Origin of the sequence: Prochlorococcus marinus str. MIT 9314 (assembly GCF_000760035.1) — a bacterium.
Taxonomy (GTDB): Bacteria; Cyanobacteriota; Cyanobacteriia; order PCC-6307; family Cyanobiaceae; genus Prochlorococcus_A; species Prochlorococcus_A marinus_B.
This window is the reverse complement of sequence record NZ_JNAO01000013.1, coordinates 291,529-306,347: the sequence shown is the minus strand read 5'-3', so window position 1 is coordinate 306,347 and position 14,819 is coordinate 291,529. Positions and strand designations below refer to the sequence as shown.

The window sequence follows — 14,819 nt, the reverse complement described above, 5'->3', positions numbered from 1 at the left end:
ATATATGAATAATTCAATTAAAAGAAGAAAGGGAATAATACTCGCAGGGGGTATAGGTTCAAGATTAAGTCCCTTAACAATAGCAACCAGCAAACAATTGCTACCAATCTATGATAAACCAATGATCTATTATCCTCTTACAACATTAATGATGTCTGGGGTAAAAGAAATATTAATTATATGCAGTAAAGATCATCTTTCTTCTTTTAAAAAATTACTTGGCAATGGGCATAGCTGGGGCTTATCAATTGAATACGCATGTCAGGAGAAACCAGAAGGTATTGCACAAGCCTTTTTGATCGCAGAGCAATTTCTTGGAAATTCCTCCTGTGTATTGATTCTTGGAGATAATTTATTTTATGGGAATGATTTAATTTCTCAACTTCAAAATGCGAATAAAAATGATCAAGGAGCTACTCTATTTGTTTATCCGGTTAGTGATCCCTGGAGATATGGCGTAGTAAATTTTAATAAAAAAAACGAAGCTATAAGCATTGAAGAAAAGCCTAAAAAACCATCTAGTAATTTTGCTGTCACAGGTATTTATTTTTTTGATAACAAAGTAATTAATTTTGCAAGAGAATTAAAACCCTCTTCAAGAGGAGAATTAGAAATTAGCGATATTAATCAAAGATATCTTGTTGAAAACAAATTAAATATTCAAATTCTTGGAAGAGGTATGGCATGGCTTGATACTGGTACATTTGATGCTCTACAAGAGGCAGGGGCATTTATTAGAACTATAGAAAAAAGGCAAGGTTTAAAGGTTGGATGTCCAGAAGAAATTGCTTGGAGAACTGGCTTAATAAACGATATAGAACTTAGAGAACTTATCAAAAAAGAAAAGAATCAGGAATATGGAAAATACTTAAATAATCTATTAGAAAATTAATAAATGAAAATTGATAAGATCATTAGTAATAAAGGCAATTTAATTTCAGGCCCCTTATTAATCAAACCAGATTTAATCATCGATGAAAGAGGGTTTTTCTTTGAAAGTTGGAATAGGAGACTATTCGATGATGTGATAGGTGAGAGAATTAATTTTGTACAAGATAATGAATCCTTATCTTTTTTTGGTATTTTGCGTGGATTACATTTTCAATTAAACCCAGCTGCCCAAGGGAAATTAGTAAGAGCTACAAATGGAGAAATATTCGATGTTATTGTGGATTTAAGAAAAAATTCCAGTACTTTTTTAGATTGGTTTGGGACAGAACTAAATGAAGAAAATAATTTTCAATTATGGATCCCTCCTGGATTCGCTCATGGTTTCCTTACTATGAGTGAAAAGGTAAGAGTATCTTATAAGGTAACTAATTATTGGTCTAGAAAGGACGAGAGGTCTTTGATTTGGAATGAAAATAAAGTTGGAATAAAATGGCCATTAAAAAAAATAAATGAAACGCTTCCTAAGTTATCAAAGAAAGATAGCGATGCAAAAAGTATTGATTATTTGATTGAAAAGGGAGAATTTTTTTGATAAAAGTTCTTCTTACTGGATCATCAGGTCAATTAGGTTATAGCTTGATTAAAACAAAGCCAGCAAATATATGTTTAATAACTCCTAATAGAAAAGAATTAGACCTAAGCAATCCTCAAGAATGTTTTATTAAAACCTTAGATATAAAACCAGATTGGATTTTAAATTGTGCAGCCTATACATCAGTAGATTTAGCAGAATCAAATCATGAGCTTTGTTTTAAGATCAATAGAGATGCTCCTAAATATTTTGCAAAAGCATTGAATCTTGTTGGGGGTAATTTAATTCACATAAGTACTGATTACGTTTTTAATGGAGCACAGAATTTTCCCTATCAAACTGATCAAATAAAAAATCCCATAAATATTTATGGTAAAAGTAAAGCTGAAGGAGAGGATGAAATTCAAAAAGCAATGACAAAATCAAAAAATTATTACATCTTAAGAACAAGCTGGCTAATGGGTGAAAAAGGGGGCAATTTTTCTTCAAAAATTATTGAGCTACTCTCTAAAAGAGATCAAATTGACGTTATTTCAGATCAATTTGGTTCACCAACCACAACAAAATCACTAGCAAATGTAATATGGGGGCTTATATCAAAAGATAAACTTATCAAACAATATAGTTTTAATAAATACCCTATTTATCATTGGACTGATGAAGGTATTACATCATGGTATGAGTTAGCTCTTGAAATATACTCAATAGGTTCAAAATTAGGATTGATAGAAAAAAATAAGATAATAAATCCCACCAAGAGCTCAAATTATAAAACAAATGCACAAAGGCCCCTTTTTTCGGCTCTTGATTGCAATTCGACCCAAAAATTATTAAATATAAAGAGAATACCTTGGCAGAAATCAATTTACCAAATGCTATTAGAACAATTAAAAGAAAAAAACCTTAATATTTAAAAGTTTTAATTTTTTGTTTATTTTATAATTATTGCTATGACTAAAAAAATATTAATAACTGGAGGTGCAGGTTTTATAGGGGGCGCATTAATTAAAAGATTACTTAAAGAGGAAAATAATATTATTTACAATATCGATATTTTATCTTATAAAAATGGATTAACTAGAATTGAGGAATTTAATGCATCTCATAGACATAAGCACTATTTAGTTAATTTAACTAATAAAGAACTTTTAATAAATTTATTTGAACAAATTAATCCGGATGCAATTTTTCACTTAGCTGCTGAGAGTCATGTAGATGTCTCACTAAGTAATCCAGATCAATTTATACAAAGTAATGTTTTTGGTACATTCAATTTACTTGAAGCGACCAGGATTCATTGGAATAAAATTACTGGTTCAAAGAAAGAAAATTTTAAGTTTCTGCATATAAGTACCGATGAGGTCTTTGGGAGCCTTGGATCTACTGGTAAATTTAATGAGAATTCAAATTATGATCCAAGAAGTCCATATTCTGCATCAAAAGCTGCTAGTGATCATTTCGTTAACGCATGGTTCCACTCTTATTGCATACCCACAATTATTACCAATTGCAGCAATAATTATGGACCTTTTCAATTTATAGACAAACTTATTCCACTAGCTATAACTAATGGGATTAAGAATTTACCAATTCCTTTGTATGGTAATGGTTTAAATATTAGAGACTGGTTATTTGTTGATGATCACATAGATGCATTACTTCTCATTTTCAAAAAAGGTAGGATTGGAGAAAAATATTGTATTGGTGGTTTTGGAGAAAGAACCAATAAAGAAGTATTAGAAAAAATATGCAATAGTCTTGATACTTTTTTTCCTAAAGAATATCCACACATAAAATTAATTCAGAATGTCAAGGATAGAGCAGGACATGATAAGCGCTATGCAATAGATCCAAATAAGTTAACAAAAGAATTGAATTGGAAACCCAAAATATCATTTGATAAGGGTATTGAACTAACTATTCATTGGTATTTAAATAATAGAACTTGGTGGGAATACTTAAAATAAAATGAAATCAAAAATAAACTACACTCTAAGAGAAAATATAGCTAATTATTTTGGCCTATCTTTACCAATTTGGATACAAAGCAGAAAAAGCTTATTAATTTTTTACTTCTTAGACCTTGCAATATTTATATTTTTTTATTTAAGTAATTCTACAAAAATAAATTCAATAGATAATTTAAAGGTATTTACATTATCATTATCATGGGGATTACTTAGTTACATTTTTGGTAGATATAGTAAAGAGAGTAAATACCCTAATGCTTTTATTGAAATTTATTACCTATTACTAAAAACAATATTTGTTTTAATTTTAGTATATATTTTTGACAAAATTATTTTAATATTTTTACCATACTTATTCCCAATTGGCAGGAATTCATTTTTATTTATTGGCTTATCTAGTGCAATTATTCAATCATTAAGATTGATAATTATTAATTCTTTAAATAAAAAAAACAAATCAATATTTATTATTGGTAAAGAAGACGATATTAGGATATTTAAGAAACAATCTAAAAATTTTTTAACCAATAAAAATACAAAAATTATAAAATTAAATTGCATTAATGATCTTTTTTCCAGTAAAGAAAAAGACTTTAAAACTGTGGTTATTGCGACAGAAGGTATGAAATTTGATAATACTGAATTTCTTATTAATGAGACTTTTAAAAATAATGTAGAAATACTAAATAAATCTGAATGGTTCGAGAAATATGTCCATAAGATTCCATCACAATTTATTACATTGAATTTTATTAATTACAGTAATAAATATTTAAACAGTAATAAAATTCATATAAGGATAAAAAGAATGGCTGATGTTTTTCTTAGTCTCATATTATTATTTTTAACTTTCCCAATAATATTCATTGTTGCAATTCTAATCAAATTAGAAGATAACGGTCCTGTATTTTATAATCAAGTTAGGACAGGTCTATTTGAGCAGCCAATAATAATAAGGAAATTAAGGTCAATGAAAATCGATTCTGAAAATAATGGTGCAGTTTGGGCAAATAAAAATGATAAAAGAATTACTAAAGTAGGAAGATTGATAAGAAAAGCAAGAATTGATGAACTTCCTCAATTAATAAATGTTTTAATTGGTGATATGAGTTTAATTGGACCACGACCAGAAAGACCTCAACTTGAGGAAGAGCTTAATGAAAAGATCCCTAACTATAAATTAAGGCATATTATTAAACCTGGTCTTAGTGGATGGGCGCAAGTAAATTTCCCTTATGGTTCCTCAATATCTGATTCTTCAGAAAAACTAAGTTATGATCTCTTTTACATACAAAACAAATCTATTTGGTTAGATCTATTAATATTTATTCAAACAATTAAATTAATTTTCAAAATGAAAGGTTACTAATTTCATATGATTATTGATAGTTTTTTATTTTTTCAAGAATTAGATTTACTAGAAATAAGATTAAATTATTTATACGAATATGTTGATAAATTTGTAATTATTGAGGCTTGTCAAACTTTCAAGGGTAAAAGAAAGAAGTTCAATTTCGAGAATCACAAAAATAGATTTAAAAAATATTCTAAGAAAATTATTTACTATAAAATCAATGATTTCCATCATACCTTTGAAGAACTATATAGATATCTCTCAAATCATAAATATTCCCAAAAAAGATTTATTTCTAAATTAATTGAAAGTCATTACCACTACGATAGAAAGCATTTATGGTGGGTATTAGAGTCATATCATAGAGAGTGTATACACTTAGTATTAAAAAAGATTTGCCATTCTAATGATATAGTTATTTTGTCAGATCTAGATGAAATTCCCTCATTAAAAGTATTTGATTTTATTAAAAAAAATAAGAAGTTATCAATTCCGCTTGTTTGTGAACAATATGAATTTAAATATTATTTAAATAGTCTTAATAATTTAAAGTGGTTAGGTTCAATGATCTCTCCTTATTCATTTTTAGAAAAGAAATCACTAAATCTTATGAGGAAAGAATCAAGTAAATTTAAGAAAATAAAAAATGCGGGTTACCACTTTACTTCATTAGGTGGCGAAAAATTATTAAAATCCAAGATTGAAAGTTGGGGGCATCAAGAATTTAATATTGATGAAATAAAAAATAATCTTAAACATAATTTATTAACTGGAAGAGATGTTTTTTATAGATTAGGAATTTCAAGAAATAAAATAATTGATATTGAAAAGGATAAGATCTTTGATATGAAAATTAAAAAAATACTTTCGAATTATAACCAACTACAAATCAAAACAACTATTAAGGAAAATCTATTTGATGTGATTTTTTATAGATATATTCAATTAAAAATATATATATCATTAGTAAAGAAAAACCCTTTAAGAGCAATTTTTAAATTAAAGAATATTTTTAGTAAGAACCTTTCGAAATTTTTCTAAGATATTTATTTAAAAATGAGCGATTTAAAAATTAATTTCAAGAAATATAGAGAAATCATTAAAAGTCTTTCTTCTAATAAAAATATAACTATAAATACAATTTCTCTATTTATAATTTATGGATTTAATTTCCTAATTAGTCTACTAGTTCTTCCTCATCTAATAAAGAATTATGGCATTGCAAAATGGGGAGAAGTTGTTTTTCTTCAATTAGTTCTTAATTATTTAATTTGGACAATTGATTGGTCATTTCATCAATATAGCTCAAAATTTGTTTCCATATATTCGAATAATTATAAAGAGCTAAAAAATATTTTTAGAGAGACTTGGACTGCTCAATTTATACTTACTATTTCAAGTATTTCTATATGTTTTTTTCTATTATTTTATTTGGGAAAAGAATCTCTTTTCTGGCCATTCTGTTTAATTCTTATAGGAAACTTCCTTCAACCATATTGGTTTATAAATGGTTTAGAAAAAATCTATGAAAGTGCACTGCTACAATTATTTCATAAATTTTTTTTCGCTTCACTAACAATTTCTTTTATAAATAATTTTTCTGAAATAAATACTTATTTCCTTTTCTATGGTCTTAGTTTTTGTTTAACTGGTATTTTTTATCAATTAAGGCTTTCAAATAAATACAAAAATTTAATAGGGCTAATAAGCTTTAAAAAAGGTTTTCGCACTATAAAAAAGAGTTCAGGATTATTTTTATCATCTATTTTAGGCTCTTTAATAAATTCTTCATTGCCTCTATTAATTGGAAGTTTACTTGGCCCTATAAATCTAGGCATGTATAATATAGCCGACAGAATTAAGGGGATTTCAGTTCAATTATCACATCCTTTAAGCCATTCAATTTTTCCAAGAATGACAAAGGAATATCATCAAAATAAAAATAAGGGAAATAAACTTCTTAAATATTTTTTAGTCCTTTTTCTCTCAATAACAATAGTGAGTTTTTTATTTTTGAATATATATATCAAAGAGGTGGTTTCTTACTTCACAAATGAAGATATTTTGAAAATAATTAGTGTATTACGAATTCTTTTATTTTCTTTCGTTATCAATGTAATAGAAGAAATTATGGTAAATCAATATATGATTCCAAATGGAATGTATAAAGAAATAAATAAACTAAGAACATTAATTGTTTCAAGTATTATTTTAACAGGCTTCCCCTCAATCTACTATTTTGGAATTTTAGGCGCTGCTTACTCAAATTTAATTGCAGAATCAGTGGGATTAATCTATGTCATAACAAAATATAATAAGACAAAAAAACAACCTTACAAAAAAGAAATTTTTTAAAATGCTTGTATTAAAATTTAAAAAAGATCAAGGGCTTGGGAACCAATTGTGGAATTATGTAGTCTTAAGATCAGCAGCTGATTTTAATAATTTAAAATTCAAAATTATTGACTATGAAAATTTCAAAGCAAAAGATTTTTTAAATATTGAATTAACAAATAGCGAAGAAGAACATGAAACTAAAGATTATAAACATTATAAGGAGAGTGCAATATTTGATAGTGATTTAAAATGTTTAATATATCTTTTTGATAAAAATATTTTAAATATATCCGACAATACAATAATAGAAGGTAATTTACAATCAGAAAATTATCTAAGACCAAACATAGAAATATTAAATAAATATATTGAACTAAAGAGTGTAACTAAAAATAAAAAAATCAAAAAAAATACTTGTATCCTTAATATCAGAGGAGGAGAGTACAAACTACATAAGAATCTAATACTTCCAAAAAGTTATTGGTTAAATGGAATAAAAAATATATCAAAAATAAATAAAGATATTGAATTTAAAATAATTACAGATGATAATTTATACGCTTCCAAACTTTTGCCAAATTATGAGATATTAGAGGGAGGCATTAAAGAAGATTTTATGAATCTTTATTCTTGTAATTATGTGATATTATCAAACTCATCTTTTGGATATTTCCCAGTAAAATTAGGTATAAAACCTGAAATTGTCATAGCTCCTTATCAATGGTCAAGATTTGGGAATACATATAATAGATGGGCCTCTCCATGTAACTATTATAAGAACTGGTTATGGCAAAATATAGATGGTAATTTAGTACCCGAGAGTGAAATAATAAAATCTTTAATTAATTCACAAATTATTTATGAATCTTATAATATCAAAACAAATATTAAAGCTCTTAAAAGATTTAATTTCAAAGATTTAATTCCAAGAAAACTTAAAATTCCTATAAAAAAATTTCTTGCAAAGATATTTCCACTTTTTATTGGGTGATTAGTAAAATAATTTATGGAAAAATTTAAGGAAATAAAAAAAAGATTTTCACGAGAAATCGAAAAAAATAAAATATGTATTTCAAAAAATCCTAAAGGGACTGATATTGTTTGGCCGAAATCATACTCAGACTTATATTACATGGATTCATTTTGCAAAATTTATAATCAAAATAAATCTCCAGTTATTATTCAAATAAACGAATCTAATAAAATAATAAATAATTTATGGAATAGTTTTTTTAAAAGCCCAGTAATAAAAAATGAAATTCTAAGTACTGCTAAAAGCTTTGATATATTTATGGAATCATATAAAGACTTTTTATTTGACATTGTAATTATAAAAAAATATAAGAATATTGAAGATATCAATTATGTTATTAATTTTCTCAAATCTAAATTAAAAAAAAATGGAGTAATAATTGTTGAAAATATAAGTTCTGATATTAAGTCTGTAACCAATATATTTTTTGAACATTCTTGTAAAATTTTTGACTTTAGATTTAACAGATTTCTGATTGATAATTGTATTATTGAAATAAAAAGATATTCTCACAAAAAAAAGAGGATATTAATAATAAAATTTTTGCCCCGATATATTTTTCATTTACTAGTGGAACTTACTTATAATTATTTTTATATTTTGAAACAACTTACCAATTAAAAATAATAAAAGAAAATCATCTATAATTAATCAAATTAAAACTTAATGTTTTGCAAAAAAGTTTAACGATAGTAGCAGTTGCTGATACTAAAATAATTCAGACTATTAATTCCCTTAAAATATCATCAAAAAAAATTAAGTATAGTCAAGTAGTTCTTTTAAGTTCAAAAAATATAAAAAACTCATATTTTTTTAAGGGACTAAAAGTAATAAAAATAGAGCCATTAAAATCTTTAAAAGACTACAACCATTTTATAGTTTATAAACTTCATAATTACATTTCAACTTCTCATATACTGCTTGTCCAATGGGACGGTTTTATAATTAATGGAAATAAATGGGAAGATAAATTCCTTGATTATGACTATATTGGAGCTCCTTTTGTACCAAGAGCTAAAGATTTTAATTATTCAAGAGATAAATTTGGAGAATTTTATTGTATTGGTAATGGAGGATTTTCTCTTAGAAGTTTAAATATTTTAAAAGCGGCTTCTAAATATAAACTCATGGATGAAAAATCTCAAACTAATAATCATGAAGATGGTTTTTTTTCCGTTTATCATAGAAAATTTTTAGAATCAAAAGGATTTAAGTGGGCGCCATTTTCAATTGCAAAAAAGTTTTCGATTGAGAGTCCTTTAACTTTAAGAGATTTTTTTAATTTACCCTTTGGTTTTCATGGAAAAAAATTATTAAAAATACACCCAAAAATTTTATTTACAAGAGTTTTTAGTATTTTTTTTTATTGAAAATAAATATATTATCTATTAATACTAAATAAAAAAATCAATTGTTTTTTAATGAAACCTTTTAATCGTATTATAATAACAACTTAAGTTTTGAAAAAATAATCTAATGGGCAAGTTTATACCGCCAAAAGATATAAAAAAAATATGTTGTATTGGAGCAGGTTATGTTGGAGGACCATCAATGGCTGTTATTGCAGAAAAGTGTCCTAACATCACAATTACTGTTGTTGATGTAAATAGAGAAAGAATCGAATCTTGGAATAGTGAGAATTATGAAGACTTGCCAGTATTCGAACCAGGACTAAAAGAAATCATAAAGAAAAATAGAGGTAAAAATCTTTTCTTCTCAAATGATGTTCAAAAAGAAATTGAATCATCAAATATGATTTTTTTATGTGTTAATACGCCTACAAAAAAACGAGGAATTGGTTCTGGGAAAGCTAGCGATTTAAAGTGGTTAGAAATATGTGCTAACGAAATTTCGACTTACGCTAAAAACAATACTATAATTGTAGAAAAAAGTACCGTTCCAGTAAAAACAGCCGGAATTTTAGAAGAAATTTTAAGTAAAAGTAATTCTGGAAATAATTTTTCTGTTTTATCAAATCCAGAGTTTTTAGCAGAGGGGACAGCAATTAATGATTTGCTTAATCCAGATAGAGTATTAATTGGTGGTAAAGACAAAAATTCTGTTGAAATTCTCTCTAAAATTTATATGAATTGGATAAGCCCTGAAAAAATAATAACAACAAATATTTGGAGTAGTGAATTATCCAAACTATCTGCAAACGCCTTTCTTGCTCAAAGAATTAGCTCAATAAATTCAATTTCTGCCATATGCGAACAAACAGGTGCAGATGTCAACGAAGTTTCAAAATCAATAGGCTCAGACACTCGCATTGGTTCTAAATTCCTAAAATCAGGTCCTGGATTTGGCGGAAGTTGTTTCAAAAAAGATATTTTAAATTTAATTTATCTTTGTGATTTCTATAACTTACCTGATATTTCTAATTATTGGGAAAGTGTACTTACAATAAATGATTGGCAGCAAAGACGAATCACAAAAACTATAGTTGAAAAACTTTTTGGAACTGTGAGTGATAAAAAAATTGCAATTCTAGGTTTTGCTTTCAAAGCGAACACTAATGATACTAGAGAATCACCTTCTATATCAATTTGTCATGATTTATTAGAAGAAGGGGCCAACCTATTTATTCATGATCCAAAAGTAAAATCTGATCAGATAAATTTTATACTTAACGAATCAATTATGAATTGTGCTACTAGAGTGGAAGGTACATGGGAATATGCGCTAAGCATAGATAATGCAATTAATGATGCTCATGCAATTATTATTCTGACTGAATGGGAAGAGTATTCAAAAATAAAATGGTTGGATAAAGAAGATTCACTTAAAAAGAATGTATGGATATTTGATACCAGGTCAATAATAGATATTGAAGAAATCAAAAAGACAAAAATTAAACTCTGGAGACTTGGGAGTAGATCTATCAATTTAAATTCTTCAGCGATAAATTAATCAAACTTCAAAATGTCACAAAATCATACTCGCAATCTTGTTACTGGTGGAGCTGGTTTCCTTGGATCCCATCTTATTGATAAATTAATGGAATCTGGTGAAGAAGTTGTTTGCATTGATAATTTTTACACTGGGCGTAAAAGTAATCTTAATCAATGGGTAGGCAATCCTAAATTCGAAGTAATTAGACACGATATCACAGAACCTATACTTGTAGAAGTTGATAGGATATGGCACTTGGCATGTCCAGCTTCTCCAATTCAATACCAATCTAATCCAATAAAAACAGCAAAAACTAGTTTTTTAGGAACATATAATATGCTTGGTTTAGCAAGAAGGACAAGAGCAAGAATTTTTTTAGCTTCTACGAGTGAAATCTATGGCGACCCTAAAGTGCATCCACAACCCGAAAGCTATCGGGGCAACGTAAATACAACAGGGACAAGAAGTTGTTATGACGAAGGAAAAAGAATTGCAGAAACATTATGCTTTGATTATCAAAGAATGCATTCGACTGAGATACGAGTTGGAAGGATATTTAATACTTTCGGCCCCAGAATGTTAAGAGACGATGGAAGAGTTATAAGTAATTTTATAGTACAAGCATTAGAAGGTAATCCTCTAACAATTTATGGTGACGGGAATCAAACAAGAAGCTTTTGTTATGTCTCAGATTTAATTGAGGGCATTTACGAATTTATGAATAGTGAATTTTCAGGTCCTATAAACTTGGGTAATCCAGATGAATTTACAATTATTGATCTCGCGAAAAAAGTTATAGAAAAAACAAATCCTTCATTAGAGATAGAATTCAAAGAGCTCCCGGAAGATGACCCTAAAAGACGCAGACCCGACATAAAACTTGCGAAAGAAATAATTAATTGGGAGCCTAAAATAAATCTCTCCGAAGGATTAGATAAAACAATCGAGTACTTTAAAAGTTTTTACTAATAGAACTTTTACGATCTAAGAAATTGTTTATAAAAAGCTACCAAAAATCTAGTTGGTAAAAGTCGTATTAATGTCCTTAAAAAGAAAGAAGGAAAAAATAAAATAAAATCTTTAAAAGAATATTTCCAAAAAGTTTTAAATAGTCTTGTTTCATTAAAAACCATATTTAATCCACTTCTTCTACAAATTATTTGGTTTGATTTCATAGCCACTAAATTTTCATTTAAATTAGAACATTTTAATCCACTATGCATGGCTCTAATCCATAAATCATAATCTTCATAAAAGGGGAAATGTCTGTAACCGCAATCTAATTTAAGAATTGATTCAAGTTTAAAACAAATTGATGGGTGATTAAAAGGATTCCTAAAAGGGAGCATATTTTTTATTTTTCTTTGACTTGTTGGTACCTTCTTTGTGGAAATAACATTATCTAAAGTATCAAAGAATTCAATAACATAAGAGCCTGAAATGTCATAATCTCCCTTATTCATAAAAGAAATTTGTTTTTCTGCTCGTAATGGCAAATTATAATCATCAGTATCAAATCGAAGAACATATTTTGACTCGCATAATTTTAGTCCTTCCCTAAGAGCTATACCGAGTCCAAAATTATTATCAAGCTTTAAAAGATCAATTTTTAAATAAATTCTATATTTATCAACTATTTCAAACAAACTTTCATTAACAGGTCCATCGAAAACTAAAACAACTTTATTTGGTTCTAAAGTTTGTTTTTGAATTGAAAATAAAGCATAATTTAATTCTTCCGAAGAAGTTTTCAAGTATGCAGAACCCAAAAAATCATAAGTCATTTCACCATGCAAAAAAATAATTTTAAAATTTTATGCTTTATTATTATCTTATATTTTTTAATTAAAAATAAATTAATTTTTTATTTAAAGTATTTTTGATATTTAAATTTAAAAATTATCTTAATTATTTTATTAAAATTTTTATATAAAATTTTATACAATAATGATAATAATAATCTATCCAATTTAATAAAAACACGCAGGAAAAACAAACTCATCACATTTTTTTTCTTATATTTATGTTTATTAAATAAATATTCAAATTCATTCTTAAGTTTATTTTTTATATATTTATCTTTATTTAAGAGTAATGCACTGAATTGATTTTTATGAATTTCATTAACAATAAAAACATCATTAATATAGAGTGGTTTACCCAATTTTTTAAAAAGAGATAAATAATAATCAACATCTAATCTCATCCAAGATTTTTTATCGAATAATATTTTTTTTGAATTTCTAAGAACTATTGCACTTGGCGAGCCAATAGTATTAACTTCCAAAATATTTTTTTGAAAATAAGGTATTAATGGTTTATAAATTTTTTTTGAATCGTGGTTAAAGTGTAAAGAATTCATTACTGCCCACATTTTATCATTTGAATTTAATTGCAAATTTAAATTGGTTAGAGAATATTGATCAAAGAAAAAATCATCTGAAAAAAGGATCTTTATCCATTTACCAGAACAATTTTGTATAGCATTATTAATATTTCCTTGAATAAATCCTCCAATATTTTCTGCATTATAAAGATTAATCATTTCGGTATTAAAAAAAGGATCTTCTTTTAATCGCTCAAAAATATTTTGAGTACTGATTATGACCTCATAACTTTTAAAAAGTTGATTTTTAATAGAATTTACACATCTATATAGCTGATTTAAAGAATTTTCATCTCGGTAATAAAAAGGAATTGCGATTGAAAAAAATGGCTTTGAAATCACTTTTGGTTCATACGATCAGATATCCATGTTTTTGGAGTTAAATCTGAAATTATCTCTACAGGTATATGTCTATTAAATTTGGATACTCCTCTTTTTTCAATATATTTTACCATTGATTTCAATCCATCCTCTAGATTGACTTTAGTCCCATAATCAAGAATTTTTCTTGCTTTATTGGATGAGCAAACAGCATGTTTTACTTCTTGAGGTCTGGCAGGTAAAAATTCTGGGGCACCATTAAAATTAGTCAATTTACAAATTTTTTCTGCAAGTTTATTTATTGTTATAACTTCTTCATCTGGGCCTACATTGATAACATTTCCAAGAGGTCCGTCATCTAAGCACGCTGTCATTAAACAACTAAGTACATCTTGTATGAAAGAGAAGCACCTTGTCTGCATTCCATCTCCATAAATAATTGGAGGCAATCCTTGCAAACATCTATTTATCATTATTGAGGCTACATTTCTGTATGGATCATCATACTTTTGCCTAGGGCCAATAATATTATGTGGAACTAAAGTTACATATTCGATGGAATGAACTTTAGCAAGACATTCTAATGTTTGTTCAGCAGCATACTTGGCAATACCATAAGGATCTTGAGGTTTAGGAGTCATATCTTCAGTAAATGGAATTTGAATTTCGCCATATCTTGCCATTGATGAACAATTAACTATTCTTTTAACTCCACTTGATATTGCAGCGCTAAATACTGAGACAGAAGCTTCATAAATATTTGAAGTAACAAAACTTGGCGAAAAAACACTTAATCCCTCATAGGCCGTAGCAGCAGTGTGCACGAGTATGTCAGGTTTGAAATCATTAAATATAGTTTTTATTTGCTCACTTCTACAATCAAAAGGGTAGAAAATAGCTTCTTTTGGAACATTATCCTCATACCCTCCAATTAAATTATCATTTCCTGCCACTTCATAACCCTGATAAAGGAATTCATCTGCTACGTGAGAACCTAAAAATCCTGCTATGCCTGTTATGAATACTTTCTTCATTAATTAAAT

At 26.9% G+C, this 14,819-nt stretch carries 15 protein-coding genes; 12 read left to right on the top strand and 3 right to left on the bottom strand.

The window, feature by feature from the left end:
* Nucleotides 1-4: 4 nt before the first annotated feature.
* The 12 genes from rfbA to EU98_RS00570 all read left to right on the top strand — a co-directional run bounded on the left by rfbA (nucleotide 5) and on the right by EU98_RS00570 (nucleotide 12,038).
* Nucleotides 5-892, top strand: coding sequence for a glucose-1-phosphate thymidylyltransferase RfbA (rfbA, locus tag EU98_RS00525; protein ID WP_032516499.1), 888 nt, complete (start codon nucleotides 5-7; stop codon nucleotides 890-892).
* Between the two features lie 3 nt (nucleotides 893-895).
* The gene (gene rfbC, locus EU98_RS00530) at nucleotides 896-1,483 is read left to right on the top strand and encodes a dTDP-4-dehydrorhamnose 3,5-epimerase (protein WP_032516498.1); all 588 of its coding nucleotides are present in this window, start codon (nucleotides 896-898) and stop codon (nucleotides 1,481-1,483) included.
* Nucleotides 1,480-2,397 carry a dTDP-4-dehydrorhamnose reductase gene (gene rfbD, locus EU98_RS00535; protein ID WP_052045525.1) on the top strand — a complete coding sequence of 306 codons (918 nt, stop codon included), beginning with the start codon at nucleotides 1,480-1,482 and terminating at the stop codon, nucleotides 2,395-2,397. The genes rfbC and rfbD overlap by 4 nt, the downstream gene beginning before the upstream one ends.
* Before the next feature lie 36 nt (nucleotides 2,398-2,433).
* Entirely contained in the window at nucleotides 2,434-3,450 is a 1,017-nt protein-coding gene (rfbB, locus tag EU98_RS00540; protein WP_032516497.1) for a dTDP-glucose 4,6-dehydratase, read from the top strand.
* A gap of 1 nt (nucleotide 3,451) precedes the next feature.
* A complete protein-coding gene (locus EU98_RS09385; protein WP_052045524.1) occupies nucleotides 3,452-4,822 on the top strand; it encodes an exopolysaccharide biosynthesis polyprenyl glycosylphosphotransferase in 1,371 nt (456 codons plus the stop codon).
* A 6-nt stretch (nucleotides 4,823-4,828) separates the two neighbouring features.
* Nucleotides 4,829-5,848, top strand: coding sequence for a hypothetical protein (locus EU98_RS0109250; RefSeq protein ID WP_032516496.1), 1,020 nt, complete (start codon nucleotides 4,829-4,831; stop codon nucleotides 5,846-5,848).
* A gap of 15 nt (nucleotides 5,849-5,863) precedes the next feature.
* Nucleotides 5,864-7,162, top strand: coding sequence for a lipopolysaccharide biosynthesis protein (locus EU98_RS00545; protein WP_032516495.1), 1,299 nt, complete (start codon nucleotides 5,864-5,866; stop codon nucleotides 7,160-7,162).
* A gap of 1 nt (nucleotide 7,163) precedes the next feature.
* Nucleotides 7,164-8,135 carry an alpha-1,2-fucosyltransferase gene (locus EU98_RS00550; RefSeq protein WP_032516494.1) on the top strand — a complete coding sequence of 324 codons (972 nt, stop codon included), beginning with the start codon at nucleotides 7,164-7,166 and terminating at the stop codon, nucleotides 8,133-8,135.
* Nucleotides 8,136-8,150: 15 nt separating this feature from the next.
* Nucleotides 8,151-8,798, top strand: a complete 648-nt coding sequence (locus EU98_RS00555) for a hypothetical protein (protein WP_032516493.1) — start codon at nucleotides 8,151-8,153, stop codon at nucleotides 8,796-8,798.
* Nucleotides 8,799-8,848: 50 nt separating this feature from the next.
* Nucleotides 8,849-9,547 carry a DUF5672 family protein gene (locus EU98_RS00560; protein ID WP_032516492.1) on the top strand — a complete coding sequence of 233 codons (699 nt, stop codon included), beginning with the start codon at nucleotides 8,849-8,851 and terminating at the stop codon, nucleotides 9,545-9,547.
* Between the two features lie 106 nt (nucleotides 9,548-9,653).
* Complete coding sequence (locus EU98_RS00565) at nucleotides 9,654-11,087, top strand: nucleotide sugar dehydrogenase (RefSeq protein ID WP_032516491.1); 1,434 nt, start codon at nucleotides 9,654-9,656, stop codon at nucleotides 11,085-11,087.
* A 12-nt stretch (nucleotides 11,088-11,099) separates the two neighbouring features.
* The gene (locus EU98_RS00570; RefSeq protein WP_032516490.1) at nucleotides 11,100-12,038 is read left to right on the top strand and encodes a UDP-glucuronic acid decarboxylase family protein; all 939 of its coding nucleotides are present in this window, start codon (nucleotides 11,100-11,102) and stop codon (nucleotides 12,036-12,038) included.
* A gap of 8 nt (nucleotides 12,039-12,046) precedes the next feature.
* On the opposite strand, the gene EU98_RS00575 is transcribed toward EU98_RS00570, so the two are convergent.
* From EU98_RS00575 to EU98_RS00580, 3 genes are all read right to left on the bottom strand, one after another.
* Nucleotides 12,047-12,853, bottom strand: a complete 807-nt coding sequence (locus tag EU98_RS00575; protein WP_152557475.1) for a glycosyltransferase — start codon at nucleotides 12,851-12,853, stop codon at nucleotides 12,047-12,049.
* Nucleotides 12,854-12,933: 80 nt separating this feature from the next.
* A complete protein-coding gene (locus EU98_RS0109245; RefSeq protein ID WP_032516489.1) occupies nucleotides 12,934-13,797 on the bottom strand; it encodes a glycosyltransferase family 2 protein in 864 nt (287 codons plus the stop codon).
* On the bottom strand, nucleotides 13,794-14,810 hold the full coding sequence (locus EU98_RS00580; protein ID WP_032516488.1) for an NAD-dependent epimerase/dehydratase family protein: 1,017 nt from the start codon (nucleotides 14,808-14,810) through the stop codon (nucleotides 13,794-13,796). The genes EU98_RS0109245 and EU98_RS00580 overlap by 4 nt, the downstream gene beginning before the upstream one ends.
* Nucleotides 14,811-14,819: the final 9 nt, after the last annotated feature.

What these genes read in the sequence shown, in the direction of transcription:
- rfbA (WP_032516499.1), top strand. Translation starts at nt 5, where the DNA reads ATGAATAATTCAATTAAAAGAAGAAAGGGAATAATACTCGCAGGGGGT.
- rfbC (WP_032516498.1), top strand. Translation starts at nt 896, where the DNA reads ATGAAAATTGATAAGATCATTAGTAATAAAGGCAATTTAATTTCAGGC.
- rfbB (WP_032516497.1), top strand. Translation starts at nt 2,434, where the DNA reads ATGACTAAAAAAATATTAATAACTGGAGGTGCAGGTTTTATAGGGGGC.
- EU98_RS09385 (WP_052045524.1), top strand. Translation starts at nt 3,452, where the DNA reads ATGAAATCAAAAATAAACTACACTCTAAGAGAAAATATAGCTAATTAT.
- EU98_RS0109250 (WP_032516496.1), top strand. Translation starts at nt 4,829, where the DNA reads ATGATTATTGATAGTTTTTTATTTTTTCAAGAATTAGATTTACTAGAA.
- EU98_RS00545 (WP_032516495.1), top strand. Translation starts at nt 5,864, where the DNA reads ATGAGCGATTTAAAAATTAATTTCAAGAAATATAGAGAAATCATTAAA.
- EU98_RS00550 (WP_032516494.1), top strand. Translation starts at nt 7,164, where the DNA reads ATGCTTGTATTAAAATTTAAAAAAGATCAAGGGCTTGGGAACCAATTG.
- EU98_RS00555 (WP_032516493.1), top strand. Translation starts at nt 8,151, where the DNA reads ATGGAAAAATTTAAGGAAATAAAAAAAAGATTTTCACGAGAAATCGAA.
- EU98_RS00565 (WP_032516491.1), top strand. Translation starts at nt 9,654, where the DNA reads ATGGGCAAGTTTATACCGCCAAAAGATATAAAAAAAATATGTTGTATT.
- EU98_RS00570 (WP_032516490.1), top strand. Translation starts at nt 11,100, where the DNA reads ATGTCACAAAATCATACTCGCAATCTTGTTACTGGTGGAGCTGGTTTC.
- EU98_RS00575 (WP_152557475.1), bottom strand. Translation starts at nt 12,853, where the DNA reads ATGACTTATGATTTTTTGGGTTCTGCATACTTGAAAACTTCTTCGGAA.
- EU98_RS00580 (WP_032516488.1), bottom strand. Translation starts at nt 14,810, where the DNA reads ATGAAGAAAGTATTCATAACAGGCATAGCAGGATTTTTAGGTTCTCAC.